Genomic DNA, 23,370 nt, shown 5'->3' on the forward strand with positions numbered 1-23,370 from the left:
AAGCGTGCGCGCGGATGGCGCGCGGCACGCAGGTGGAGGTCACTGGTCGCCGATGCGGCGGATCAGCGGAATCGCGGCGGCGAGCGTGCGGATGTCTTCGGGGTCGAGGTTCCCGATCGCGGCGCCGAGCCACTTGTGCTTCGCGGTGTCGCGCTTGCGCCGTGCTTCCAGGCCGGCCGCGGTCAGCAGGAACAGGATCTGGCGGCCGTCGGTCGGGTGCGGCTCGCGTTCGACGAGCCCGTCTTCCTCGAGGCTCGCGAGAATCGCCTTCATCGACTGCGGTTTCATCGCTTCGGCGCGGGCGAGATCGGCGGTGGTCATCGGGCCCTGTCGTTCGAGCCGCGCGAGCGCACTCGTCTGTGACATGCCGAGCCCCTCGGATTCGATCTCGGAACGCAGCCGGCGGATCAACTGGCCGACCGCGAGGGTCAGGTCGGCGGCGACGGCGTCGGCGCAAGCGCCGGTGGTGCGGGGCGGTGTCATGCGGCGGATCATAGAACACGACAGTCAAACTTGCAAGTTTAACTGTTGAATCGGGCGTGGTTTCACGACATGCGGTGTGTCAGGGCGGTCGGCGCGCGGGGGAGAGGATGGCAAGGCGGCCGCCGGTTTGCGACAGGGCCGTTGCGGGCGACGTGACCGGGCGCTACGCGTGGCGCGGCACCGGCACCGGCACGACGTCGTTGTACCTGGGCGACGCATTCTCGTGCAGCAGGTCGCCGAGATATTGCGCGAGCTCGCCGGCGGCGAGCGCTGACGGAATCTGCAGGTTGGCCGGACGCCGCTTGCCGTCGGTGCCGAGATCGAACGCGGCCCAGCGACCGTTCGAACGCACGACGGCGAGCAGGCGTCCGAACGCGTTGAAACGGTATTCGTCCTGCATCGCGTCGCTCCTTCGTGGTTGAGCGCGCCGGCCGCGTGCGCCGTGTCGCGCTTACTGGATCGAGCAGGCCAGCCAGCGATGGATCTTCAGCGCATCGCTCGACACGCCCGCGCGCGTCGGCGCACCGAGCAGCACGATCGTTTCGCGGCGGCCCTTCACGCGCATGCGCATCACGACGCCGTGCCCCGATTCGTTGATGAAGCCGGTTTTCTGCAGTCGGATCGGCAGGCGGCCGTAGCGGACGAGCGGATCGGAATTCACATACAGCAGTTCGGTGTCGCCGGCCTGCACGGTGGTCGACGTGTCCGTCGAGAAATAGCGGATCAGCGGATCCTGCGCGGCCGCGCCGACGAGCCGCGCGAGATCCTCGGCCGTCGACACGTTGTGCGGCGACAGGCCGGTCGGTTCGCGGAAATGCGTGTTGCGCATCCTGAGCCGGCGCGCTTCGCGGTTCATCGCCTGCACGAACGCGGCGCGCCCACCCGGATAGTCGCGGCTCAGCGCGGCCGCCGCACGATTTTCCGACGACATCAGCGCGATATGGAACATCTGGCGGCGCGACAGTTCGGCGCCGACCGGCAGCCGCGAACCGGTGAACTTGATCGTGTCGCGGTCGCGTGCGGTGACGCGCAGCACGCCATTCAGCGGCCGGTCCGCGTCGCGCGCGACGACGGCGGTCATCAGCTTCGAGATCGACGCGATCGGCCGCACGGTGCGCGCGTTGCGGGCCAGCAGCGGCGTGCCGGAATCGACGTCGACCACGTAGGCCGCGCGCGAATGCAGCGAGCGCACCGCGCGCGGGCTGTAGCCGCAGCTCGCGAGCAGACGCGGCTTCGCGGTGGGGCGCGGGCGAACCGCGGTCGTGCGTTTCGCGCGCCGGTGTTNGGCACCGCGTGACGCTTGACCGCGTGATGCTTCACACGCGGCTGGCGGCGCTTGATGGCGTGCTTCTTGCGGTGGACGGGTTGCTTCTTGACGACTTTCGCATGCGCATGCGGGGCCGTGGCGCGATGCGGCTGCGCGCGCTGCTGCGCGGACGCGTTCGTTGCGAACGCGAGTGTCAGGAACGAGAGGGCGATGAGCAGGGTGGTCCGGGCGCGGGGCAGGCGCGCGATGAGGCCGGTCAAGCGAAAGTCTCCTTTTCACGCGCGTTGCGGCGGCGCGAAATGCGTGGGCGGTCAGCGGGTGCGGGAAATTATAAGGTCGATCGTGGGGCGATGACGATAGATGCGCACGCATTGGCGCGTGATACGGGCGGATTTCTGCTGTTCTTTTGCGGTGGGTCGAGGGTGCGCACTGAGAGCGGAATGCGCGCGAGGCGGTGGCTCAGCGCGGCCAGTTCCGCCGCGACACGACGGCGAAACTGATCGCGATCGAACCGGTGACGACCCGCGGCGGCGCGTCGTCCAGCACATCGCCGAAGCGAAAGCGGCGGCTGCGGCCGTCGACGCGTGCAGCATCGGCAGTACCCCGCTCGGGCGCCGGCACCTCGGGCTCGGCGCCGCTAACGCCTGCGACAACCGTGTCGCACGACACGTCGGTCAGACACTCGGACGCATGATCAATGGACATGACAGTGAATTCCAGGAGGGGCATGTCCGTATTGAACGTCAACTCATTCGATCAGTAAAATGAATGTTTCGATCGCTACGATTCCTTAAAAGAATGGAATTAAAACTGCTGCGTACCTTCCTGACGGTCACCGAGCTCAGCCATTTCAGCCGCGCGGCCGACACGCTGCACATGAGCCAGCCGGCGCTGAGCAAGCAGATCGGCGCGCTCGAGGCGAGCCTCGGCGGCAAGCTGTTCGAGCGCGGGCGTCACGGCGCAGAGCTGACGCCGTTCGGCGAACGCTTCCTGCCCGACGCGCAGGCGCTCGTGCGCGATGCCGACGAAATCCTCGCGCGTGCGCGGGAGCTGGCCAGCGGACAACGCGGGCATCTGCGGCTCGGCATCTGCCTGTCCGTGCTGACGCTCGTGCCGAAACTCGTCGCGGAATTCCGCCGCCGCAATCCGGGCATCGCGGTCACGTTGAGCGACCTGTCGTCGTCCGAGCAAACGCGGCGGCTGCGCGCCGGCAAGCTCGACGCCGGTTTCCTTCGGTTGCCGTCCGACGAAGGGCTGTCGTCGTTCAAGGTGATCGACGAGGCGCTTGCGCTCGCGGTGCCGCCGCACCTCGGGTTCAAGCGCGTGCCGGCCGACCTCGACGTGCTCAACGAGATCGGCTTCATCGCGCTGCAGCGTGCACGCGGTGCCGGGCTCGCCGCGCAGATCGACCGATGGTGCGTCGAGCGGCGCTTCGTGCCGCACATCACGCAGCAGGCGGAGGACGTGCAATCGGTGCTCACGTCGGTCGCGGCCGGCGTCGGCGTCGCGTTCATCCCGTCGCGTGCGCAATACCTGCTGCGCGATGCGACCGTCCTGCCGCTCGACGGCCGGGACGCGAAATGGCGTGTCGGGCTCGCGTGGCTGTCCGGTCGCGACGATCCCGTGACCACCCGTTTCGTCTCGTTCATGCGCGCCGCGATCAAGGGTGCGTGACCGGGCGTATAGTGTCCGCGATTGCCTTCCGCCTGAATCGCCGGCCCCGCGCCGGCACACGAACCCGAACGATGATGTCAGAATCCGACGATTCCCCGCTCGATCCCGCCATCGTTGCGACGCTCGCGACGCTGAACGAGGCCGCGACCGATCCGTCCGGCAAGCGATGGTCGCTGCCGAAGATCGCGAAGCGCACGCAATTGCCGATGAGCACGTTGCGCCGCGTGCTGACTCAGCTCGATGCCGCTGGCCTGAGCACGACGACGTTGAACGACGACGGGACGGGCGCGGCTGCATTGACCGAAGAGGGGCGCGCCGTGTGCGCGCAACTGTTCGGCGCGAACGACGGCAGCTGAAAAAACGGGCCGCCCGAAGGCGACCCGTCGTATCGCGGTGCGACATGGGACATGCGACATGCGACGTCGGCCGCCTCACCGCAGCCTCACCACCGCGNCGGCGTGACGGCAGGTCTGGTCGTTCAGCCCGTGCCGGTAGCCGACGTCCAGGTCGAGCCAGCGCGTCGGCGCATAGATCGCGCCCGCGATCGCGAACGCCGGATTCGCGGCGGCGGTGCTTTCGGTATTGCGCGACATACCGATGTCGGCCACGAACTGCAGCGTGTCGGTCGCCTTGTAGAGCGCGGCGGCTGACACGGCCCAGGCCGAGCGCAAGTCGCCCTGGCGATTCGGCTGGTAAGTCAGGCCCGCATTCGCGAGCAGCGAGACGCGCGCGACGTCGGCTTGCGCGAGCAGCGTCGCGCCGGTGCCGATACGCCCCGTGCCGAGCCCGCGGCTGTCGTTGCCGGTCGGCATCGTCACCGCGGGTTTCAGCGCGAGCGACAGCGGCCCGCGTTCGACGAAACGCCATTTCATGCCGATCTCGACGTCACCGATGCCCGCGCCGTTGTCGTCGGTCCGCGTTTGCAGATGCGTATAAGGCGCGTTCACGTAGAGATCGACGTGTTCGCCGAACCCGCGCGTGAGCGTCGCGTTCCACCGTTGATGGCGGCCGGTGTCGTCCTGTTTCGAGGTTGCCTCGCCGTTGAGCTCGACCTGCCAGTTCGCGTTGCCCTGCGTGCCCGTGTCGTCGCTGGTGAGCGGATGGGCTGCATACGCATCCGGCGGCGCGAGGAGGGCGCTCGCGGCTGCGAGCGGAAGCATGCTTCGTTTCATCGCGTTACCTGTATCGTGTCGGCGGCGGCCGACCCAGGCGGGCCGGCGCGCCGTCATTCGGAGGGAGTCAGAACCACTGCTTGTAGCGACGCACGTAGATCGTCTTGACGATCTGCGCGAGCAGGATGTAGCCGACCATCGTCGCCGCGAGCCACAGCCAGTAGGTGCCCGGCAGGTGCATGAAGCCGAGCGAATCCGCGAACGGCGAGAACGGCAGCCAGCAGCCGATCGCGATCGCGGTGAACGTCGACAGCAGCACCGGCAGCGCGGCCGTGCTCTGCAGGAACGGGATCTTCTGCGTGCGAAGCAGGTGGACGACGAGCGTCTGCGACACGAGACTCTCGATGAACCAGCCCGAGTTCATCACGATCTGGCCGCCCGAGCCGCCGTTCAGGTGATACATCGCACCGGCACCGAACACGGTCCACATCAGCACGTATGTCGTGATATCGAACACCGACGACGTCGGCCCGACCCACAGCATGAAGCGGCCGATGTTGCCGGCTTCCCACTTGCGCGGCTTCTTCAGGAACTCCGGATCCATCTTGTCCCACGGCAGCAGCATCTGCGACGTGTCGTAGATCAGGTTCAGCACGAGCAGCTGGGTCGCGAGCATCGGCTCCCACGGCAGGAATGCGCTGGCGACGAGCACCGAGAACACGTTGCCGAAGTTCGAGCTGGCCGTCATGTTCAGGTACTTCAGGATGTTGCCGAACGTCTCGCGGCCCTTGATCACGCCTTCCTCGAGCACCATCAGGCTCTTTTCGAGCAGGATGATGTCGGCGGTTTCCTTCGCGATGTCGGCGCCGCTGTCGACCGAGATGCCGACGTCGGCGTCGCGCAGCGCGGGCGCGTCGTTGATGCCGTCGCCGAGGAACCCGACCGTGTGGCCGTTCGCCTGCAGCGCCTTCACGATGCGCGCCTTCTGCAGCGGCGTGAGTTTCGCGAATACGATGGTGCGTTCGACGACCTGTGCGAGCGTCGCGTCGTCGAGCGCCTCGATTTCGGCGCCGAGGATCGGCTTGCCCGGTTCAAGGCCGACCTGGCGGCAGACCTTCATCGTGACGGTCGGGTTGTCGCCCGTCAGCACCTTCACCGACACGCCGTTCTCGCGCAGCGCGGCGAGCGCCGGCGCGGCCGATTCCTTCGGCGGATCGAGGAAGGTCAGGAAGCCGCGCACGACGAGGTCGCGCTCGTCGGCGGTGCGGTACTGCTCGCGTTCGTCGCCGCGCGGGATCACGCGCGTGGCGAGCACCAGCACGCGGAAACCGTCCTCGTTGTACGCGTTCGCCTGTTCGAGCAGCCGCTTGCGCGCGACGAAGTCGAGCGGGCGCACGCCGTCTTCGTCCTGCACGTGGGTGGACACCGCGAGCATTTCCTCGACCGCGCCCTTGCAGATCAGCAGGTGCGTGCCGTGCGTGTCCTCGACGACGACCGACAGGCGGCGGCGCACGAAGTCGAACGGCAGTTCGTCGATCTTCTTGTAACCCTGCGGCTTCACGCGGTCGCCGATCTCGTCGGCGCGCGCGACGACCGCGATATCGATCAGGTTCTTCTGGCCGCTCTGATGGAAGCTGTTCAGCCAGCCGAGCCGCAGGATGTCCTCGTTCTTGTGGCCGGACAGGTCGAGATGGTGTTCGAGGATGATCTTGTCCTGCGTGAGCGTGCCGGTCTTGTCGGTGCACAGCACGTCCATCGCGCCGAAGTTCTGCACCGAGTTCAGCCGTTTCACGACCACCTTGCGGCGGGCCATCGCGATCGCGCCGCGCGCGAGGTTCGCGCTGACGATCATCGGCAGCATCTCGGGCGTGAGGCCGACGGCCACCGCGAGCGCGAACGTGAGCGCGCTCAGCCAGTCGCCCTTGGTCAGGCCGTTGATCATGAACACGATCGGCACCATCACGAACATGAACTTGATCAGCAGCCAGCTCACGCTCGCGACGCCGCGGTCGAAACTCGTCTCGATGCGCTTGTGGCTCACGACGTTGCGGGCGAGCGACCCGAAGTAGGTGTCCTCGCCGGTCGCGACCACGACGGCCGTCGCGGTGCCGCTCACGACGTTGGTGCCCATGAAGCATACGTTCTCGAGATCGAGCAGCGACGTCGACGCGCCTGGCGTGCCCGCCGTGCTCGCCATGCCGGCCACGCCCGTGCCGGCCGACTTGCCGGCGACCGCGCCGAGCGTGTCGTACTTCTCGACCGGCAGCGCTTCGCCGGTCAGCACGGCCTGGCTGATGAACAGGTCGCGCGACGCGAGCAGGCGCACGTCGGCGGGGATCATGTCGCCGGCCGACAAATGCACGATGTCGCCGACGACTACTTCGCGCATCGGCACCTCGCGGCGCGCGGGCTCGGACACGTCGGTCACCGCGCGTTGCACGGTCGCTGTCGTGCGGACCATCGCCTTGAGCTTCTCGGCCGCACGCAGCGAGCGGAATTCCTGCACGAAGCGCAGCAGCGCGCTGATCGTGACCATCGTCAGCAGGATCGTCATGCCGACGTAGTCGCGATCGTCGGGCGCCGCGAAGTAGACGTCGGTGCAGAAGCTGATCGCGGCCAGCACCAGCAGCACGTAGACGAACGGATTGTGGAACGCGTGCAGCAGTTGGCGCGTCCAGTGCGGCGGCTTGTCGTGCGCGATTTCGTTCGGGCCGTTGCGCTGCAGGCGATCGGCGGCCTGATCGTAGGTGAGGCCGCGCGTGCTGGTGCGCAGCGACTTGAAGGTTTCCTTGAGCGGACGGACCGCTTCCTGCGCGGCGCGCATGATGCGCGGATCGTTCTGCTGACCGGGGCCGGCGTTGATGAAGCCGCGCTGTTTCTTTTGCGAAGTGTTTCGTTGTGTCATGAGTCGCTCCTTGCGCACGAGGCGGCGGGCGGGGAGCGGCCGTGACGTTATCGACGCACGAGCGCTCCCCGCCGCGTCGCGTCAGGCGCGATCGGCTGTGAGTCGGTTAAGGGAGGGGCGCTCGCCGGCGCGTGGAGCGCGGTCGGGGGGACGATGCGCAGCGTCGCACCGGCGAGCGGTAATCGACTACTGTCGTCTGAGTTCATCTGCACTCCTGTCAGTTTCGGGTAGGCGGCACGGACGATCGCTGGCCACGCACGCACGAGGGCGCGCGGCCGGATGGCACGCGAACGGAACACGCACGCAGCTCGCGCTGCGCGCAGCACGAACGCGCGCGGCAGCACAGGGCTGCGCGGACATTCGGCGATATCGAAAAAATTCGGCGGGGATTCTGGCCGGTCAGGCCGGAAGGGCGCCGCATCCTGCTTCCCGGGATGCGGCAGAAGACGAGGCTCTGCGCGGTTTCCTCAGGCAGCAGTCAAGTTGGTCGGGGACCAACTACAACTCGCATCGGTGTTCACAGAACACTCCATGTAATTAGACGGGGGCGATGGTAAAGGGTCGTCGTGCGAAGCGTCAACCTTTTTTGTGCCCCTTTTTTACGGCAATTTCTTGCAGAACGTTAGCGCGACGCCGCTCGCGCCGCGAATAAAAAAAACGCGCGCACGCCGGACAAGGCATGCGCGCGGTGGCATCGCGTCGACGCGCCGGTTACTGCGTGGCCGCCGTGACGGCCGCGCCGGCATCGGCAATGCCGGAGCCGGCCGGCAGCGCGGTGCACGACGTGCCGGCCGGCAGCATCGCCGCGCGCGTGCTGCCCTGCAGCTTCTGCTGGATCTGCGCGGGCGTGAGGTTGCCGTTCATCGCCAGCATCAGGCCGACGATGCCGGTCACCTGCGGTGTCGCGAGGCTCGTGCCGCTCGCGGTGCCGTACGTGTCCGAACCCGGCGTCGTCGCGCCGCTGTTGGCCGTCGACAGGATGCTGACGCCCGGCGCGCTCAGTGCCACGTCGGTGCCGAAGTTGCTGAACGAGGCGCGGCGGCCGGTCGCGTCGGTCGCGCCGACGCTGATCACGCCGCGGCAGTTCGCGGGCTGGTCGAGCCCGGTCGACAGGCCGTCGTTGCCGGCGGCGACGACCACGGTCACGCCTTTCGCGGTGACGTCGTCGATCGCCTGCTGGAACGTCGTGCTGCACGCGCCGATGCCGCCGAGGCTCAGGTTGATGACCTTCGCGGGATTCGGGTTCGCCGGCACGCCGTTGACCGGGATGCCGGCCGCCCAGCGCATCGCGTCGGCGATGTCGCTCGTCACGCCGCCGCACTTGCCCAGCACGCGCACCGGCAGGATGCGGCCGAGCCACGAGACGCCGGCCACGCCGACACCGTTGTTGGCGCTCGCGCCGATCACGCCCATCACGCGCGTGCCATGCCAGCTGCTGTCGCTCGGTTCGCTCGCGCAGTGATAGAACGGGCCGCTGGCGTTGTCGAGCTCCTGCTGCGTGACCCAGTCGCCCGGATCGGTTGCATCGGTGCCGCGCGTCTGGCCGTTGTTGCTGGTGTTGACGTTCGAGATGAAGCTGTAGCCGGGCAGCAGGTTGCCGACGAGGTCGGGGTGCGGCCGGTAGCCGGTGTCGAGCACGGCCGTGACGACGGTCGGCGAACCCTTGGTCCGCGTCCATGCGGGCGGGGCATTGATGCCGGCGCTCGGGTCCGACAGATACCACTGCTGGCTGTAGTCGGGGTCGCTCGGCGTGTCGCGGATCTGCATCGGGTGATCCGGTTCCGCGTAGTCGACGTCGGCGTCGGCCGCGAACGCCTGCGCGAGCGCCGCTGCGTCGCCGGACGCGATGCGCTGGCCGATCGACAGCACGGCCGCGCCGTTCGACAGGGTGCGCTCGACCTGGACGTTCAGCAGTGCCTGCGACGTCGTCGCCGCAGCATACGCGCGGGCGGCGCCGGTGGCGGTCGGTGCCGACCAGCGCGTCATCGAGCGCTGGATCACCGCATCGAGCCGCGTGCCGGTGTCGAGGGCCGCCATCGCGCGCGTGGCCGCCAGCGTCTTCAGCTTGACGATCAGGTGATCGATCGGCGGCTCGGCCGACTCGGTCGCGTGGGCGGCCATTTGCGCCGCGGCCTGTTGCGTCGCGCACGCGTTGCTGCCGGAGGATGGGGGCGGCGTCGTCGGGGCGGGTGCCGGGGCCGGCGTGGGGGCCGGTGCCGCGTTGGAGGAAGACGGGTTGCTGCCGTCGCCGCCGCCCCCGCCGCAGCCGGCGAGGGGAAGCAGGGCGGCGGCGGACAGCATGCCGGCGAGCATGCGCGCGTGCGCGGACCGGGCCGGCGCGAAATGGGAACGTTGGGCTCTCATGGTGAAACTCGATCCTCGTGGATGACCGTCGTGCCGGCGGTGATGCGTGGGTCCGGAGGAACACCGGACCGTGTCGTTTTAGTCTGACGGTCGCGGCAAGGTTGCTGCGACGCGTCATGCATGGGGTAACGGCCGCCAAGGGCGCTTCTTGAGTCTGTTGCATGAGAAAAAAACGGACCGCCGCAAACGATTGCCGTGCCGCGTTGCAGCACGATGGCGGATCTGGAGCGGCCGCCGCGACAGGCGGGACGCGACCGAATGCGGCCGGCCCGGCGCAACGCGGGATGCGCGCGTGGTTGCGCCACGGCAGCCGGCGCCCCGGGCGTGGCCGCAAAGGGCGCTTGCTTACGCTTTCCCTGATGCGACGCGAATTTTGTCGGGCGTAGGATCGCGATTCGATCAACGTTTCGTCAGGAGAAAAGCATGGATCGCCGCTTTCGTTGGCTGGCCGTTGCGCTGACCTGCGCGCTGGCGGGTACCGCGCACGCCCAGGCCCTCACCGGCACGCTGAAGAAGATCAAGGACACGGGCATCGTGTCGCTGGGTATCCGCGAATCGTCGGTGCCGTTTTCGTATTCGGACAACCAGCAGAAGAACATCGGCTACTCGCGCGACATCGCCGCGCGCATCATCGACGCGCTCAGGATCGACCTGAAGGCGCCGAACCTGACGGTGAAGGAAATCCCGATCACGTCGCAGAACCGCATTCCGCTGCTGCAGAACGGCACGATCGACTTCGAGTGCGGGTCGACGACCAACACGCTGGAGCGGCAGAAGCAGGCCGCGTTCTCGAACAGCATCTTTCTCTACGGAATCCGCTTCAGCACGCGCAAGGATTCCGGCGTGAAGGATTTCGCGGATCTGGCCGGCAAGACGGTCGCGACGACGGCCGGCACGTCGGACGAGCGCCTGCTGCGCAAGCTCAACGAAGAGAAGGCGATGAACATGACGATCATCAGCGCGAAGGATCACGCCGAAGCGTTCATGAACGTCACGACGGGGCGCGCGGTCGCGTTCGTGATGGACGAGCCGCTGCTGTACGGCGAGATCGCGAAGGACCGCAACCCGGGCGCGTACACGGTGGCGGGCACGCCGCTCGTCCATGAAAACTACGCGTGCATGATGCGCAAGGACGATCCGGCCTTCAAGCACGTGGTCGACGGCGTGATCGCCAAGCTTCAGACCTCGGGCGCGGCCGAGAAGCTCTACGACCAGTGGTTCATGCAGCCGATTCCGCCGAAGGGCGTGAGCCTCAACTATCCGCTGTCGCCGGAGATGAGGCAGCTGTTCAGGAATCCGACGGATCAGGCGCAGTATTGAGCGGATTCGACAGGCGGCGACGGGGGCCAGCCTGGCCCCTTTAACCTTTCGCCGAGCCGTCAGTCTCTTCCCGTGGACCGAGTGCACGACGCAGGTCCGATGCCGTCGCCGAACCGACGACAACCTCAATTCAGATTGCTCGAGCTTGACGATTCGCTTCATGCATGCGATAAACTATCCGATCGGATAATTAATGTCGTGCCACGCATCGATCCAGTGCAACCCTGGATCGCGAACGGCGCGTCGTCGATCGAATGCGGCCGGCGGGCTGTGCCGCATTTCGAGTTCGGCGCGGCTGCGAGCACGGTGAAAAGACGGAGACATCATGAAAGCAATCGTCGTCATGTATGACAGCCTCAACCGGCGCATGCTGCCGCCGTACGGCTGCGACTGGATCAAGGCTCCCAACTTTCAGCGCCTTGCGATGCGGAGCGCGACGTTCGACAACTGCTACGTTGGCAGCATGGCCTGCATTCCGGCGCGCAGGGAGTTGCACACCGGACGCCACAATTTCCTGCATCGCAGCTGGGGGCCGCTCGAACCGTTCGACGATTCGATGCCCGACCTGCTCGGCCGGAACGGAATCCATACCCATCTCGCCAGCGATCATCCGCATTATTGGGAAGACGGCGGATCGACGTACCACACGCGCTACGGCAGCTGGGAGTTCTTTCGCGGGCAGGAGGGCGATCCGTGGAAGGGGGAGGTAAATGATCCACCGCGCCCGTTTCCGATGAAAGGTGCGTCGAAGCCGAAGGCGGCACGGCAGGACTGGGTCAATCGGCAGTATTTCCCGACCGAGGATCTTCATCCTCAGACGCTGACGTTCGATGCGGGGGAGCACTTCATCCGCAAGAATCACGACGCCGGCTCCTGGTTCCTGCAGATCGAAACGTTCGACCCGCACGAACCTTTCGTGAGCTACCCGCGCTACCGGGAACGCTATGCGCACGAGTACCGCGGGCCACATTTCGACTGGCCGTCATACGGCCCTGTCTGCGACGACGACACCGACGAGGAAATCCGCCATGTCCGCGCGGAATACGCAGCGCTCGTCTCGATGTGCGATCACTCGCTCGGCAGGGTGCTCGACCTGATGGACGAATTCGATCTGTGGAAGGACACGATGCTCATCGTGTGCACCGACCACGGCTTCATGCTTGGCGAACATGGCTGGTGGGCAAAGACGGCCCAGCCATGGTTCAACGAGCTGGCCAATACGCCGCTGTTCATCTGGGATCCACGCAGCGCTTGCGCGGGCGTGCGCCGCAACGCGCTGGTGCAGACGATCGACCTGGCGCCGACGATTCTCGATTTCTTCGGCATTCGTCCGACGCCGGACATGCAGGGCGTATCGCTTCGGGACACGATTCATGCCGATGCGCCGGTCCGCACGGCTGCGCTGTTCGGCATGCACGGCGAGCACGTCAACGTCACCGATGGTCGATACGTCTACATGCGCTCCGGACCCGATCCGGACCACCCGGCGCCGATATATGAGTACACGCTGATGCCGATGCACATGAAGGGGATGTTCGGCGTCGACGAGCTGGCGGACATCCAGCTGGCCGAACCGTTCTCGTTCACCAAGGGCGTGCGCACGATGAAGATCGCGGCCCGGCCGCTGGGTTATTCGTACCGCGCCGGGACGTTGCTTTTCGATCTCGCAACGGATCCGGCGCAGGCGCACCCGATCGACGACCCTGAAGTCGAGCGTCGCATGGCCGTCCTGCTTCGCGATCTCATGGTGCGAAGCGATGCGCCACTGGAACAATATGCTCGCATCGGTCTGCCGGTCGACGGAGCGATTACCGACGATCATCTGCTCGCGCGTGTCCATGCAGGGCGTGCCGAGGCCTTGCGGCGAACCCTTGCCAGGCAGGCAAAGGCCATGCGTGCCATGGCGGGCGGTGCCACGCCGAGCCGGCAACCCGATCAACCCGGCGCGGGCGCCTGACTGTCATGTACGGACCAATCGAGGTACGAGAAGCCCCGGCGGGGGCGGGCGACGTGCAGAAGGCCGTGCCGGTGGTGAAGAACCGCTGGCGCCACATGGGCATCCTGACTGCCGCTCAAGCGCTCGACAACAGCGAGGCGAGCGTTCTCCCGGCGCTCTTTCCGGTCATCAAGGCGAGCCTGGCACTGTCGTTGTCGAGCCTGGGCATGATGATGGTTTGCAGCAAGATCGCCGCGGCGCTGTTCAGCCCGTTCTGGCTTTGGCTCGCGAGGCGCTGGAATCGCAAGGGCGCGCTTGTCGTCTGTACCGCGGTGTGGGGAGCGTGGGGTGTCGCGGCGGGGTTCTCGCACAACTTCACGATGCTGCTCGCATGCACGTCGATTCTCGCGGTGGGTACCGCGGGAGCGAGTGCGCTGATTACCTCCATTTTCGCGGACCTGTTCGACGACGCAATGCGCGGTCGGGCCATCGGCTACATGTTTGGTGCCACGGCGCTCGTCAGTGCGCTGGTCGGGCCGATGCTGGGCCATCTCGCGGAGATCAATGGCGGCTGGCGAATCGGATTCTGGCTGCTCGGTGGCGCCAGCATGCTTGCCGGGTTCGCGGTGCTCGTCTGGTTCCGTGATCCGGGAGTCGGTGCGTCACAAGCGGCGATCGCACGCCCGTCAGTCGTCGAAGCGGCGCCGGCCTGGCGTGACGTGCTTGCATTGTTTCGTATCCCGACGTTCAGCGTCATGATCGTGTCGAGGTTGCTTGCGGGCCAGCTACTGATCATGTCGTTCGGGGTTGTCTACTTGACGCAAGTATTCGGGTTTCCAAACCGGACTGCCGCGATCGTCATCGCACCGACCGGTATCGGCTATCTGATCGGCACGATTGGCGGGGCGGTGATTTTCGACCGGATGCATCGGGCATGGCCCGCGTTCGGGCGGGTGGCGTTCCTTCAGATCATGCAGGTTGCCTTCGGTGCGATGGCGTTCCTCGGCACGCAGTTCAACTGGGGCAACATCTACGTGTTCTGCGGCTTCTTCTTCATGATGGGATGTGCGATGGGCACGCTTCCGGGCGCCAACAGACCGATCGTGATGGCGGTCGTGCCGCCGCGTTTGCGCAGCCTGTCGTTCGTGATCCTGATTGCGATCGTCGAGTCGCTGACGTGGGCCGCGTACAATGCCGGCGCAGGCTGGTTCGGCGACCGCTACGGCCTGAAGAGCGTATTCATCGTCGTGGTGGTCGGTCTCGTGCTCGTCAATGGCGTACTCATCACGGTGCTGTACCGCACCTATCCGCGCGACGTTGCGCGCATGCAGGACGGCCTGCGGGAGAACGAACGTGAACAAGTTCGATAAGCCCGGACGGGCATGCTGTGCGCCGCGTCGGGACGACGTGCATGCGCCTGGCGACGCGGCGTGCATGCCGGTTCCCGTCACGCCTGTCGTCGCGCCGGACCATGGGCACGCGCATCGTCCGGACGTCGCCAGGTTTGATGGAGGCGCCACCTGGCTCGGAACCGATCGCCCGGCGATCAAGGCGGATGGCGAGGGGCCCAGGCGCAAGGTTCATCTGAAGCCCTTCGGCATCGAGTGTCATGCGGTAACGAACCAGCGATTCGCCGAGTTCGTTGCGGCAACCGGTTATCGTACCGACGCGGAGCGGTTCGGATGGAGCTACGTATTCCATGCCTTCGTCGCCGCTGGCGTCGCTACCGATGCGCCGGAAAGCGTGCCGTGGTGGCGATCGGTTCCGGGTGCGTGCTGGGCCACACCCGAGGGACCGTCATCATCGCTGGTCGGGCGCGAACTGCATCCGGTGGTGCATATTTCCCGGAACGATGCGCTCGCATTCGCGAAATGGTGCGGCGGACGACTGCCGACGGAAGCGGAATGGGAGCACGCGGCACGGGGCGGCACGGACGATCGCCGCTTTCCGTGGGGCAGCGACGAGCCGGCCGAGGGCGCGATGGTCTACTGCAACATCTGGCAAGGTCGCTTCCCCGATCTGTACATCGGTGGCGACCGGCGCTTCGGTACGGTTCGCGTGGATGATTTCGCGCCTAATCCCGCCGGCCTCTACAATTGCAGCGGCAATGTGTGGGAGTGGTGCGGCGATCCGTTCCGGGTCAGGTCGCTTTCGAGCGCCGGCAAGGCACGGGACCGGCAAGCGGTCTCGGACAAGGAGTACACGCTGAAGGGCGGCTCGTATTTGTGCCATCGAAGCTACTGCTATCGCTACCGTATCGCGGCCCGGACGGGACGTCCGAGCGATACGTCCGCCGGACACACCGGCTTCCGTGTCGCGTACGACCTGTCCTCGACGTGATGGCGCGCTTGCCGCATGCCCATCCGTGCCGAATGGGTAACGATGCGGGATCTCAGCGGAAGATGAACGCCAGGACGGCGTCGCAATGGGCATCGATGGCCTTTTCACGTAGCGCATCGATGCCGTGAACATATTTCATCTCGGCGGTCAGCAGGTACGGAATCTGTGCGATCGCCGTGACCATGTACAACAGCAGGATCGGGTCGATTTTTTCCAGCCCTTTTGTCTGCGCGCAGACGCGCTTGATGAGCGGAATCGTCAGGTCGTGCCGCGGGCGAATGAACTTCTGCGCCATCCACTTCAGCCGCTCGGAATCGCGATTGGCTTCCTGCATCATCAGGCGTGCGTGCTCGGGATACTCGGCGCAGTACCGAACGTAGTTCCGGATGTAGTCCTTGACCGCATCGAGAGATAGCTTGCCGCCATCCGGCGCGGGCGGCGCTGCTTTTTCCATGAAGCGTTCGAACAGATAGGCCACGCTTTCGCGCCACAGGTTTTCCTTGTTCCCGAAGTAGTAGCGAATCATCGCGTGGTTGACACCGGCCTGATCGGCGATGTCACGGACGCTTACCGCGTCGAAGCCGCAGGTGGAAAACTGCTCGAGTGCTATCCCCAGAATTTCCGCGCGAGTCTGCTCGCTTCGTTCCTGTTGCGCTTGTCTGGCAATCGTCATCGCTGCTTCCGGAAAATGGACTATCCGGATTGTGCCTTCGCTCCGATAACGCCGCAACGTCCGGTATCGCGTCCGGCAGCTCGCCGACGCAAAACTGTCGTGCAGGGCATCGGCCCGCCGATTCTCGGGGAAAGTCCCGACATCGATCAGCCGGCATCCGGCTTGACCGCGGCACTGGAGTCCAATTAAATTATCCAAGTGGATAAATATCGGACAACAGGAGCCGCATCAACATGAAATTCGCCCCCGACGGTGTCGACACCGAAGAGACGACCCCCGCTGTTTTTGCGTCGTCGTCAGGTTTCGGCGCATCGGCCTACGATCCCGACGAGCGGGCCACGGAAACCGAAGCCCGCATGACGGACGACGAGCGGTTCTCGATGCTGTACAGCCTGATGGTGCGCATCTTCGGCACGCATGCGCGCGAACCGCGCGTACCGGCAGACGTGCCCGGCATCGCCGGATATGTGCGCGGCGTGGCGCGGCTGGGCATACCGCCATTGATGCTTGCCGACACGAGCCTCGGTGTGCGTGCGACGGACGATCCGCATGCCGGCGCGACGGCGTTCCCGGCCGCGCTGGCGCTTGGCGCAACGTTTGATCCGGAACTGGCGAGAGCGCAGGGGGCGGCGATCGGCAGGGAAGTGCGCGCGTTCGGGTTCAACGTTGCGCTCGGCGGCGGGATCAATCTCGTGCGCGAAGTGCGCAACGGCAGAAATTTCGAATACGTGTCCGAGGACCCGCTCCTGTCGGGAAAAATCGGCGCCGCGATCGTGAAGGGCACGCAGGCGGAAGGGGCGATCGCGCTGGTGAAACACGTGTCGCTCAACGCGAGCGAGACGAACAAGTTCTTTCTCGACGCGATCATCGATCCCGCCGCGCATCGCGAAAGTGACCTGCTTGCGTTTCAGATCGCGATCGAGGAGGGCGAACCCGGTGCGTTGATGGGGGCGTACAACCTGGTCAACGGCGAATACGCATGCGGCAACAAGCGTATTTTGCAGGACGTCGTGAAAGACGCGATGCGTTTCAAGGGCTGGGTCATGTCGGACTGGCGCGCGGTCAACCACTGGGACTTCGCGCTGAAGGGCCTCGACCAGCAGTCCGGCGCGCAACTCGACGAATGCGAGTGGTTCAACGAACCGCTGCGGCGCGCTTATGCGGAAGGCCGGATCACGAAGGAGCGCATTGGCGAGATGGTCCGACGCATGCTGCGCTCGTACTACGCGATCGGCATCGATCGGCCGCGCGCGGCCGGCGCGGTCGATTGGGCCGCGCATCACGACGTCGCGCTGGAGATCGCCCGCAAGGGGATCGTGCTGTTGAAGAACGATGGCGAGACGCTGCCGCTGGCGCGCAACCTGAAGCGGATCGCGATGATCGGCGGTTTCGCGCAGGCCGGGGTTTTGTCGGGATCAGGCTCGAGCCAGGTCCGGCCGCGGGGTGGGTATGCCGCCGAGATACCGCTCAGGAGCCATCCGCTGCTGGGGCCGACGTCAATGTGCCTCTTCGGGCCGTCGCCGCTTGCCGAGTTGCGCTCACGCATGCCGCAAACGGTCATCGATTTCGACAGCGGCGCGCATATTGCCGATGCGGTCGCGTTGGCCGAGAAGGCGGAGATCGTGATCGTCAATGCGATCCGGCACGAGGGCGAACGCTTCGATTGCCCTGACATGGGGCTTCCGTTCGGACAGGACGAACTGATCGAAGCCGTTGCGCGCGTGAATTCGAACGTCGTCGTGGTGTTGCAGACCGGCAATCCGATCGAAATGCGATGGCGAGACAAGGTGCGCGCCGTGGTTCAGGCCTGGTTCCCCGGGCAGGCCGGCGCCCAGGCAATCGCCGAAATCCTGACGGGCGCGGTCAATCCGTCCGGACGCCTGCCGGTCACCTTTCCGGTCTGCATCGAACAAACGCCGCATCCGCGTTTGCCGGGGGCGGACGTCGAGCTTGGGACGCCGATCAAGGTGCATTACCACGAAGGCGCCGAGGTCGGCTATCGCTGGTTCGCGCGGCGTGGAGAAGAGCCGTTGTTCTCGTTCGGTCATGGGTTGGGCTACACGCGATTCGAATACGGCAACTTTTCGGCATGTGGAGGCGACACCGTGACGGTGAACTTTACCGTCACCAATACCGGTGAACGGGAAGGCGATGACGTTCCGCAGGTGTATCTGATCGATGCCGGCGGGGAGCGGCGTGTGCGTCTGCTCGGCTTCAAGCGCGTGACGCTGCGCGCCGGCGCGTCGGTCGAGGTCAGCATGCAGGCCGACCCGCGCCTGCTGGCTCGCTTCGACGAAACGTCCGGGAGCTGGCACATCGGCGAAGGCGCCTACCGGATCGTACTGGCACGCTCCGCGGTGGATCACGCGGCGGAGGCAGTGGTGCAGCTGGAAGCGCGCCGATTCGGTACCTGAAGTCGTATCGCGGAACCCATGCACGGGTAATCCGGGCGTTACGGATATGCCGGACGGAGTGTGAGCAAAGTTCGATCGCTGGCGCGCGGTCGACGGAGAAAGGAAAGAGGGATTTTTTCGGAGCAATCTAATAAGCAGTGCAAAACAGGAGGAGACGGGTGAGAAAAGAGTTCATTTTGGCCACGATGGTGGCAATGATGGCCGCGGGAGCGAAAGCGCAGTCGAGCGTGACCTTGTTCGGGACGGTTGGCGGAGGTATCCGATGGGTCGATGGCTTGAAGGGAGGGCATCAGATCGGGTTCGACAGCAACATCCAATCCGGCAATAGTTTCGGCCTGAAAGGCGTGGAGGATCTCGGGCAGGGCCTGAAGGCGATCTTCACCCTTCAAAGCGGATTCGTCACGGGAACGGGCGGACTGCCGAGCACGTCGGGGCCGTTCTTTTCGAAGGCGGCCTATGTCGGACTCGGCACCGACGTGTGGCGTATCACGCTGGGACGGCAACTCAGCGCGGCCGAAGACGTTGGCGTCTCGCTCGATCCGGACGCGGGGCAGGGAACGTCGCTGGCCATTGTCCCGGGCGTGGTCTGGGGCGGGAACTTCTTTACACTCGATTCCCGGTTCAACAACGTAGTGAAGGTCGTGGGCAAGGCGGGCGGCCTGACGCTCCGCGGAAGCTACTCGGCCGGCGGCGTGGCCGGCAACATACACGGGGGATCGAACCTCGCCATTGGCGCAACCTACCAGTATCAAACCGTGATGATCGGCGCCGCTTATCAGAAGACCTATAACGCCGCGGCATCTCAATGGGCACAGACCGCGATCGGTGGGGCAACGTGGCAACTGGGGCCGGCGAAGCTGTACCTGAGCTACAGCGGGCTGTGGGTGAATTCCCCGACGCTTGCCGGCATTGAACGCCGGGACGACATCCCGGCGGTCGGCCTCGTCTACCGGGTCACGCCGTTTCTTCAGTTCAGCACGGCGACCTATTACGACATCGGCAAGAACCTGAAATACGCACACGGATCGGACGGGCGCAAATTGACCACGTACGCGATGCTCGATTATTTCCTGTCCAAGCGTACCGAGTTGTACCTGGAGTACGACAGAAACGGATTCTCGGGTGCGTACAAGCGGGATCCGGCCAACGTGTCGGGCTTGAACCTGCGGCCGGATGGCCGGGCGGTGACCGGCGTATCGGTCGGGATGATCACACAGTTCTAGTCGCGATGCGGCACAACAGGATTTGACGGGAGAGAAAGGAATGGAGATTCGAAAGCATGTCGTCCGGGCGGCGCTCGCGTGGCTGTGCGTGGCAGGCGCGACGAGCGCGTTCGCGCAGGACCCGATTCCGGGCAATAACCCCCGGGCCGACTCGGCGGCGTCGCAAACGAGTCGCGCGGCCGGAACCGGCGCCACCAAAAAAGCGAACAGAAAGGCGAATCGGCAATTGGTCAAGCGCGTCAGCCAGGCGATCGCCCATGCCAGGGGGCTCGACTCGACGCGCATTTCGGTGAGTGCGAAAGCGGGCGTGGTGACGCTGTCGGGCACGATTGCCGACAATGTTCAGGCAGGCATTGCCGTCGACGCGGCGCAAAAGGTACCCGGTGTGGTGTCCGTCAAGAATCAACTGCGCATCAGTACGCAAAACTGGTAGGCCGGGGCTGCGGTGGACCGCCGTTCAATGATGCGGTCCATCCTCGGCCGGACTGCAAAACAATTTCGAACCGGCCGTCAAAGGCTGGATGATGGGAAACGACAAGCCATGAGACTGATTTACTTCGACATCGATACATTGCGTGCTGACCACCTCGGCTGCTACGGGTACCATCGTCGCACCAGCCCGAACATCGACAGGCTGGCGGCCGATTGCGTGCTGTTCCGGAACGTGCATGCGTCCGACACGCCATGCCTGCCGAGCCGCACGGCCTGGTTGACCGGCCGTTTCGGCATTCACAACGGCGTCGTCAATCACGGCGGGGTCGATGCCGATCCGGTGATCGGCGGCCCCGATCGCAAGTTCTGGTCGCAGCTGCATTTCGACAGTTTTCCGTTTCGCCTGCAGCAGGCGGGCCTGAGGACCGTCAGCGTCAGCTCGTTTGCGCATCGGCATTCGGCTTTTCACTGGTACGCCGGCTTCGACGAGGCTTACAACGTCGGCAAGTTCGGGCGCGAGACCGCGGACGAGGTGTTCGCGATCGCGTCGGACTGGCTGGCCCGGCATGGCAGCGAGGACAACTGGTTCCTGCATGTCCATATGTGGGATCCTCACACGCCATACAGGGCGCCGGCGAGCTATGGCGAACCTTTTGCCGACGATCCGCTGCCGCCGTGGCTGACCGAAACGGTGCGCGCGAACCACTGGCAAGGGTGCGGCCCGCATAGCGCTCAGGAATGCACGGGGTTCGCGCCGAACGATGCGGCGTTACGGCGCTATCCGCGCCAACCCCAGCAGGTTCCGGACATGGCGGCGGTGCGAGCCATGTTCGACGGCTACGACACGGGCGTCCTCATGGCCGACGACTATGTCGGCAGACTGCTCGGACAACTCGCGGAACTCGGCGTGGTGGACGACACGGCCGTGCTGCTGTCGTCGGATCATGGCGAGACGCTCGGCGAGCTGGGCATCTACGGCGACCACCAGACGGCCGATCAGTTCACGACGAACGTCCCGCTGCTGCTCAAATGGCCGGGCCTGGAACCGGGCCGCGAATACCATGCGTTCCACTATCAGATCGATGTCACCGCAACCATTCTGGAATTGCTTGGGCAGCCTGTTCCCGATTCGTGGGACGGCGCTTCGTTCGCGAAGGACTTGCGGGACGGCATGGACGAAGGGCGCGACTACCTCGTCGTGTCGCAGGGCGCGTGGACGTGCCAGCGTGGCGTTCGTTTCGGGAACTGGCTGATGATCGCCACGCTGCATGACGGATATCACCTCTTCGACGATGTCATGCTGTTCGACCTCGATCGCGACCCGCACGAATTGCAGAATCTGGCCGCCGATCGTCCGGATGTCGTCGCCGAAGGGACCGCGCTGCTCAAGGAATGGGAAGCGCGGATGCTGCCCGATGCGGCGCGTGGCCGGGATCCGCTGGTCAACGTCGTCGAGGAGGGCGGCCCTTACCACGTGCGCGGCAAGTTGCGGGCTTACCTGGAGCGATTGACGCAAACCGGGCGAGCGGAGAAGTGTGCCGCGCTGCTCCGCAAGCACGAAGCCGAATTGCAGAATGCGGAAGCACCGAGTCAACCCCCGATTCCGATTCGGAACTTCGCGGGGTGACGCGGAAGGTTCGTTTTTCGAATCGGCAAGACGCAACTGAACTGCAGGACGATGATGGCGGAAATTTCACAATCCATGCCGGCGCCGGGAGGCGCTGGCGTCGGCGAAGCGGCGAGCGCCAGGCTGCCGTTCGTACGCAAGATCGGTTTCGGTATCGGCGATTTCGCGTTCAACCTGTACTGGCAGAGCACGACGCTCTATCTGCTGTATTACTACACCGACGTGGTCGGGCTTTCTCCCGGGATCGCCGGTGCGATATTCGGCGGCGCGATGCTGTGGGACGCCGTTTTCGATCCGGTCATGGGATATATCGCCAACCACACGAGGACGCGCTGGGGGCGCTATCGGCCTTACCTGCTGTTCGGATGTGTTCCGCTTGCCGTCAGCTTCGTGGCGATGTTCATGCCGAACCGTCTCGAAGGCGTCGCCCAGTTGGCGTTCGTCGTGAGCACCCATGCGCTGTTCAGGACGACGTATACCGTGTTGTCGATGCCGTACAACGCATTGATGGCGACGCTGACGGTCGACAGTCGCGAGCGAGGCAGCCTGGCCGCGTATCGGATGGTATGCGCGGCCACGGCCGGCGTGCTGGTGGCCTTGTCGACACTGCGGCTCGCGCAGGTGCTCGGCGGCGGCGACGCGAAAACGGGGTTTCTGTTCGTCAACCTCTTGTACGCAACGGTGGCGGTTGGCGTATTCGTGGTGACGTTCCTGTCGACGAAGGAGGCGGTCGTGCCGGACCGGCACGGTGTTTCGATACGTGAGGCGTGGCTCGTGGTCGTCGGGAACCGCGCGTTCGTCATCGTGTTTGGCTTCGCGATCCTGACCATGACGTCGTCGACCGTGCTGTCGAAGACGCTTCCGTACGTGCTGAAATACTGCATGCATCGAGAGGACCTGATCGGTTGGGCACTGGGTGCCGTCGCGCTTCAGGTATTCGTGTCGATTCCGTTCTGGGCGTGGGTGATGCGCAGGACCTCGAAGCGTCGGGTCGCGCTGATCGGCGCCTGCATCACGGCGGCCTGCTACGGTTTGCTCGGCGTCACGGGGCTCTCCGGCCTGGGTGCGTTGCTGGCGATTCTCGTGGCGATCGGATTCGGCAATGCAGCGATGCTGCTTGCGCAGTGGGCGATGATTCCCGATACCGTCGAATACGGCGAGTGGCGCACCGGCATCCGCGGCGAGGGCGTGATTTTCGGTGTCGTGGCGCTGGCCCAGAAAGCGGCGCTCGCGCTGGCGGTCGGCGCCGTCGGCCAGGTACTGGAGGCGATCGGATTCGTCGCCAATCGCGTGCAGTCACCGCGCACGCTCGATGGCTTGTGGGCCATGTTGTGGAAGGGGCCGTTCGTGTTCACGGCGATGGCGATCGGGTTGGGGCTGCTCTATCCTGTCTCGTCCGACGTGCATGCGCGGATACTGGGCATTCTCCGCCTGAGACGTTCCGCCGGCGGATGAGTGCCGGGTCGGCCGGCGTTTATCCGAAGCCGGGTTCGCGACGCATGGCCCCGCTTGCCGTGTGAACCGGCCAAGGGAGCGCCAGCAGTTCGTGAGCCGCGTGAAAAGGGCCGGGTCCGCATCGGACTCGGCCCTTTTCGTTCGA

Annotated in this window: 18 protein-coding genes and 1 pseudogene; 11 read left to right on the forward strand and 8 right to left on the reverse strand. The window is 65.4% G+C overall.

The window, feature by feature from the left end:
- Window positions 1–39 precede the first annotated feature (39 nt).
- The 4 genes and pseudogenes from ACTJKF_RS11100 to ACTJKF_RS11115 form a co-directional block, all read right to left on the reverse strand.
- A complete protein-coding gene (locus ACTJKF_RS11100; protein ID WP_440623580.1) occupies window positions 40–495 on the reverse strand; it encodes a MarR family winged helix-turn-helix transcriptional regulator in 456 nt (151 codons plus the stop codon).
- Between the two features lie 151 nt (window positions 496–646).
- Entirely contained in the window at window positions 647–883 is a 237-nt protein-coding gene (locus ACTJKF_RS11105; protein ID WP_440623581.1) for a DUF7661 family protein, read from the reverse strand.
- Between the two features lie 51 nt (window positions 884–934).
- Window positions 935–2,010 (reverse strand): annotated as a pseudogene (locus tag ACTJKF_RS11110) (serine hydrolase).
- A 199-nt stretch (window positions 2,011–2,209) separates the two neighbouring features.
- Complete coding sequence (locus tag ACTJKF_RS11115; RefSeq protein WP_440623582.1) at window positions 2,210–2,497, reverse strand: hypothetical protein; 288 nt, start codon at window positions 2,495–2,497, stop codon at window positions 2,210–2,212.
- A gap of 51 nt (window positions 2,498–2,548) precedes the next feature.
- Between ACTJKF_RS11115 and ACTJKF_RS11120 the strand changes: the two genes are divergently transcribed.
- Together ACTJKF_RS11120 and ACTJKF_RS11125 are read left to right on the forward strand one after the other, a co-directional pair.
- Window positions 2,549–3,424: a LysR family transcriptional regulator gene (locus tag ACTJKF_RS11120; protein ID WP_440623583.1), complete on the forward strand. Its 876-nt coding sequence runs from the start codon at window positions 2,549–2,551 to the stop codon at window positions 3,422–3,424.
- 71 nt (window positions 3,425–3,495) lie between these two features.
- Window positions 3,496–3,780, forward strand: a complete 285-nt coding sequence (locus tag ACTJKF_RS11125) for a transcriptional regulator (protein ID WP_440623584.1) — start codon at window positions 3,496–3,498, stop codon at window positions 3,778–3,780.
- 75 nt (window positions 3,781–3,855) lie between these two features.
- Here the strand turns inward: ACTJKF_RS11125 and ACTJKF_RS11130 are convergent, their stop codons facing one another.
- The 3 genes from ACTJKF_RS11130 to ACTJKF_RS11140 form a co-directional block, all read right to left on the reverse strand.
- A complete protein-coding gene (locus ACTJKF_RS11130) occupies window positions 3,856–4,596 on the reverse strand; it encodes a transporter (RefSeq protein ID WP_440623585.1) in 741 nt (246 codons plus the stop codon).
- 67 nt (window positions 4,597–4,663) lie between these two features.
- The gene (mgtA, locus tag ACTJKF_RS11135; protein WP_440623586.1) at window positions 4,664–7,441 is read right to left on the reverse strand and encodes a magnesium-translocating P-type ATPase; all 2,778 of its coding nucleotides are present in this window, start codon (window positions 7,439–7,441) and stop codon (window positions 4,664–4,666) included.
- Window positions 7,442–8,152: 711 nt separating this feature from the next.
- Window positions 8,153–9,805 (reverse strand): S8 family peptidase, encoded by a 1,653-nt coding sequence (locus ACTJKF_RS11140; protein ID WP_440623587.1) that lies wholly within the window; start codon window positions 9,803–9,805, stop codon window positions 8,153–8,155.
- Between the two features lie 423 nt (window positions 9,806–10,228).
- Between ACTJKF_RS11140 and ACTJKF_RS11145 the strand changes: the two genes are divergently transcribed.
- The 4 genes from ACTJKF_RS11145 to ACTJKF_RS11160 all read left to right on the forward strand — a co-directional run bounded on the left by ACTJKF_RS11145 (window position 10,229) and on the right by ACTJKF_RS11160 (window position 15,401).
- Entirely contained in the window at window positions 10,229–11,125 is an 897-nt protein-coding gene (locus ACTJKF_RS11145; RefSeq protein WP_440623588.1) for a glutamate/aspartate ABC transporter substrate-binding protein, read from the forward strand.
- Between the two features lie 325 nt (window positions 11,126–11,450).
- On the forward strand, window positions 11,451–13,082 hold the full coding sequence (locus ACTJKF_RS11150; protein ID WP_440623589.1) for a sulfatase: 1,632 nt from the start codon (window positions 11,451–11,453) through the stop codon (window positions 13,080–13,082).
- 5 nt (window positions 13,083–13,087) lie between these two features.
- Window positions 13,088–14,431: an MFS transporter gene (locus ACTJKF_RS11155; protein ID WP_440623590.1), complete on the forward strand. Its 1,344-nt coding sequence runs from the start codon at window positions 13,088–13,090 to the stop codon at window positions 14,429–14,431.
- Complete coding sequence (locus tag ACTJKF_RS11160; protein ID WP_440623591.1) at window positions 14,415–15,401, forward strand: SUMF1/EgtB/PvdO family nonheme iron enzyme; 987 nt, start codon at window positions 14,415–14,417, stop codon at window positions 15,399–15,401. The genes ACTJKF_RS11155 and ACTJKF_RS11160 overlap by 17 nt, the downstream gene beginning before the upstream one ends.
- Window positions 15,402–15,453: 52 nt before the next feature.
- On the opposite strand, the gene ACTJKF_RS11165 is transcribed toward ACTJKF_RS11160, so the two are convergent.
- Window positions 15,454–16,074 carry a TetR/AcrR family transcriptional regulator gene (locus ACTJKF_RS11165; RefSeq protein WP_440623592.1) on the reverse strand — a complete coding sequence of 207 codons (621 nt, stop codon included), beginning with the start codon at window positions 16,072–16,074 and terminating at the stop codon, window positions 15,454–15,456.
- Between the two features lie 503 nt (window positions 16,075–16,577).
- On the opposite strand from ACTJKF_RS11165, the gene ACTJKF_RS11170 reads away from it, so the two are divergent.
- The 5 genes from ACTJKF_RS11170 to ACTJKF_RS11190 all read left to right on the forward strand — a co-directional run bounded on the left by ACTJKF_RS11170 (window position 16,578) and on the right by ACTJKF_RS11190 (window position 23,225).
- Window positions 16,578–18,488 (forward strand): beta-glucosidase family protein, encoded by a 1,911-nt coding sequence (locus ACTJKF_RS11170; protein ID WP_440623611.1) that lies wholly within the window; start codon window positions 16,578–16,580, stop codon window positions 18,486–18,488.
- A gap of 158 nt (window positions 18,489–18,646) precedes the next feature.
- On the forward strand, window positions 18,647–19,711 hold the full coding sequence (locus ACTJKF_RS11175; protein WP_440623593.1) for a porin: 1,065 nt from the start codon (window positions 18,647–18,649) through the stop codon (window positions 19,709–19,711).
- 40 nt (window positions 19,712–19,751) lie between these two features.
- Window positions 19,752–20,144 (forward strand): BON domain-containing protein, encoded by a 393-nt coding sequence (locus ACTJKF_RS11180; protein ID WP_440623594.1) that lies wholly within the window; start codon window positions 19,752–19,754, stop codon window positions 20,142–20,144.
- Between the two features lie 27 nt (window positions 20,145–20,171).
- A complete protein-coding gene (locus ACTJKF_RS11185) occupies window positions 20,172–21,770 on the forward strand; it encodes a sulfatase (protein ID WP_440623595.1) in 1,599 nt (532 codons plus the stop codon).
- A gap of 75 nt (window positions 21,771–21,845) precedes the next feature.
- Window positions 21,846–23,225: an MFS transporter gene (locus ACTJKF_RS11190; RefSeq protein ID WP_440623596.1), complete on the forward strand. Its 1,380-nt coding sequence runs from the start codon at window positions 21,846–21,848 to the stop codon at window positions 23,223–23,225.
- Window positions 23,226–23,370 lie beyond the last annotated feature (145 nt).

This window comes from Burkholderia sp. 22313 (genome assembly GCF_052045245.1).
GTDB lineage: Bacteria > Pseudomonadota > Gammaproteobacteria > Burkholderiales > Burkholderiaceae > Burkholderia.

Bases quoted from the DNA above. Each gene is read 5' to 3' on its own strand.
- ACTJKF_RS11100 (WP_440623580.1), bottom strand. From the start codon at position 495: ATGATCCGCCGCATGACACCGCCCCGCACCACCGGCGCTTGCGCCGAC.
- ACTJKF_RS11105 (WP_440623581.1), bottom strand. From the start codon at position 883: ATGCAGGACGAATACCGTTTCAACGCGTTCGGACGCCTGCTCGCCGTC.
- ACTJKF_RS11120 (WP_440623583.1), top strand. From the start codon at position 2,549: ATGGAATTAAAACTGCTGCGTACCTTCCTGACGGTCACCGAGCTCAGC.
- ACTJKF_RS11125 (WP_440623584.1), top strand. From the start codon at position 3,496: ATGATGTCAGAATCCGACGATTCCCCGCTCGATCCCGCCATCGTTGCG.
- mgtA (WP_440623586.1), bottom strand. From the start codon at position 7,441: ATGACACAACGAAACACTTCGCAAAAGAAACAGCGCGGCTTCATCAAC.
- ACTJKF_RS11140 (WP_440623587.1), bottom strand. From the start codon at position 9,805: ATGAGAGCCCAACGTTCCCATTTCGCGCCGGCCCGGTCCGCGCACGCG.
- ACTJKF_RS11145 (WP_440623588.1), top strand. From the start codon at position 10,229: ATGGATCGCCGCTTTCGTTGGCTGGCCGTTGCGCTGACCTGCGCGCTG.
- ACTJKF_RS11150 (WP_440623589.1), top strand. From the start codon at position 11,451: ATGAAAGCAATCGTCGTCATGTATGACAGCCTCAACCGGCGCATGCTG.
- ACTJKF_RS11155 (WP_440623590.1), top strand. From the start codon at position 13,088: ATGTACGGACCAATCGAGGTACGAGAAGCCCCGGCGGGGGCGGGCGAC.
- ACTJKF_RS11165 (WP_440623592.1), bottom strand. From the start codon at position 16,074: ATGACGATTGCCAGACAAGCGCAACAGGAACGAAGCGAGCAGACTCGC.
- ACTJKF_RS11170 (WP_440623611.1), top strand. From the start codon at position 16,578: ATGCTTGCCGACACGAGCCTCGGTGTGCGTGCGACGGACGATCCGCAT.
- ACTJKF_RS11180 (WP_440623594.1), top strand. From the start codon at position 19,752: ATGGAGATTCGAAAGCATGTCGTCCGGGCGGCGCTCGCGTGGCTGTGC.
- ACTJKF_RS11185 (WP_440623595.1), top strand. From the start codon at position 20,172: ATGATGCGGTCCATCCTCGGCCGGACTGCAAAACAATTTCGAACCGGC.
- ACTJKF_RS11190 (WP_440623596.1), top strand. From the start codon at position 21,846: ATGCCGGCGCCGGGAGGCGCTGGCGTCGGCGAAGCGGCGAGCGCCAGG.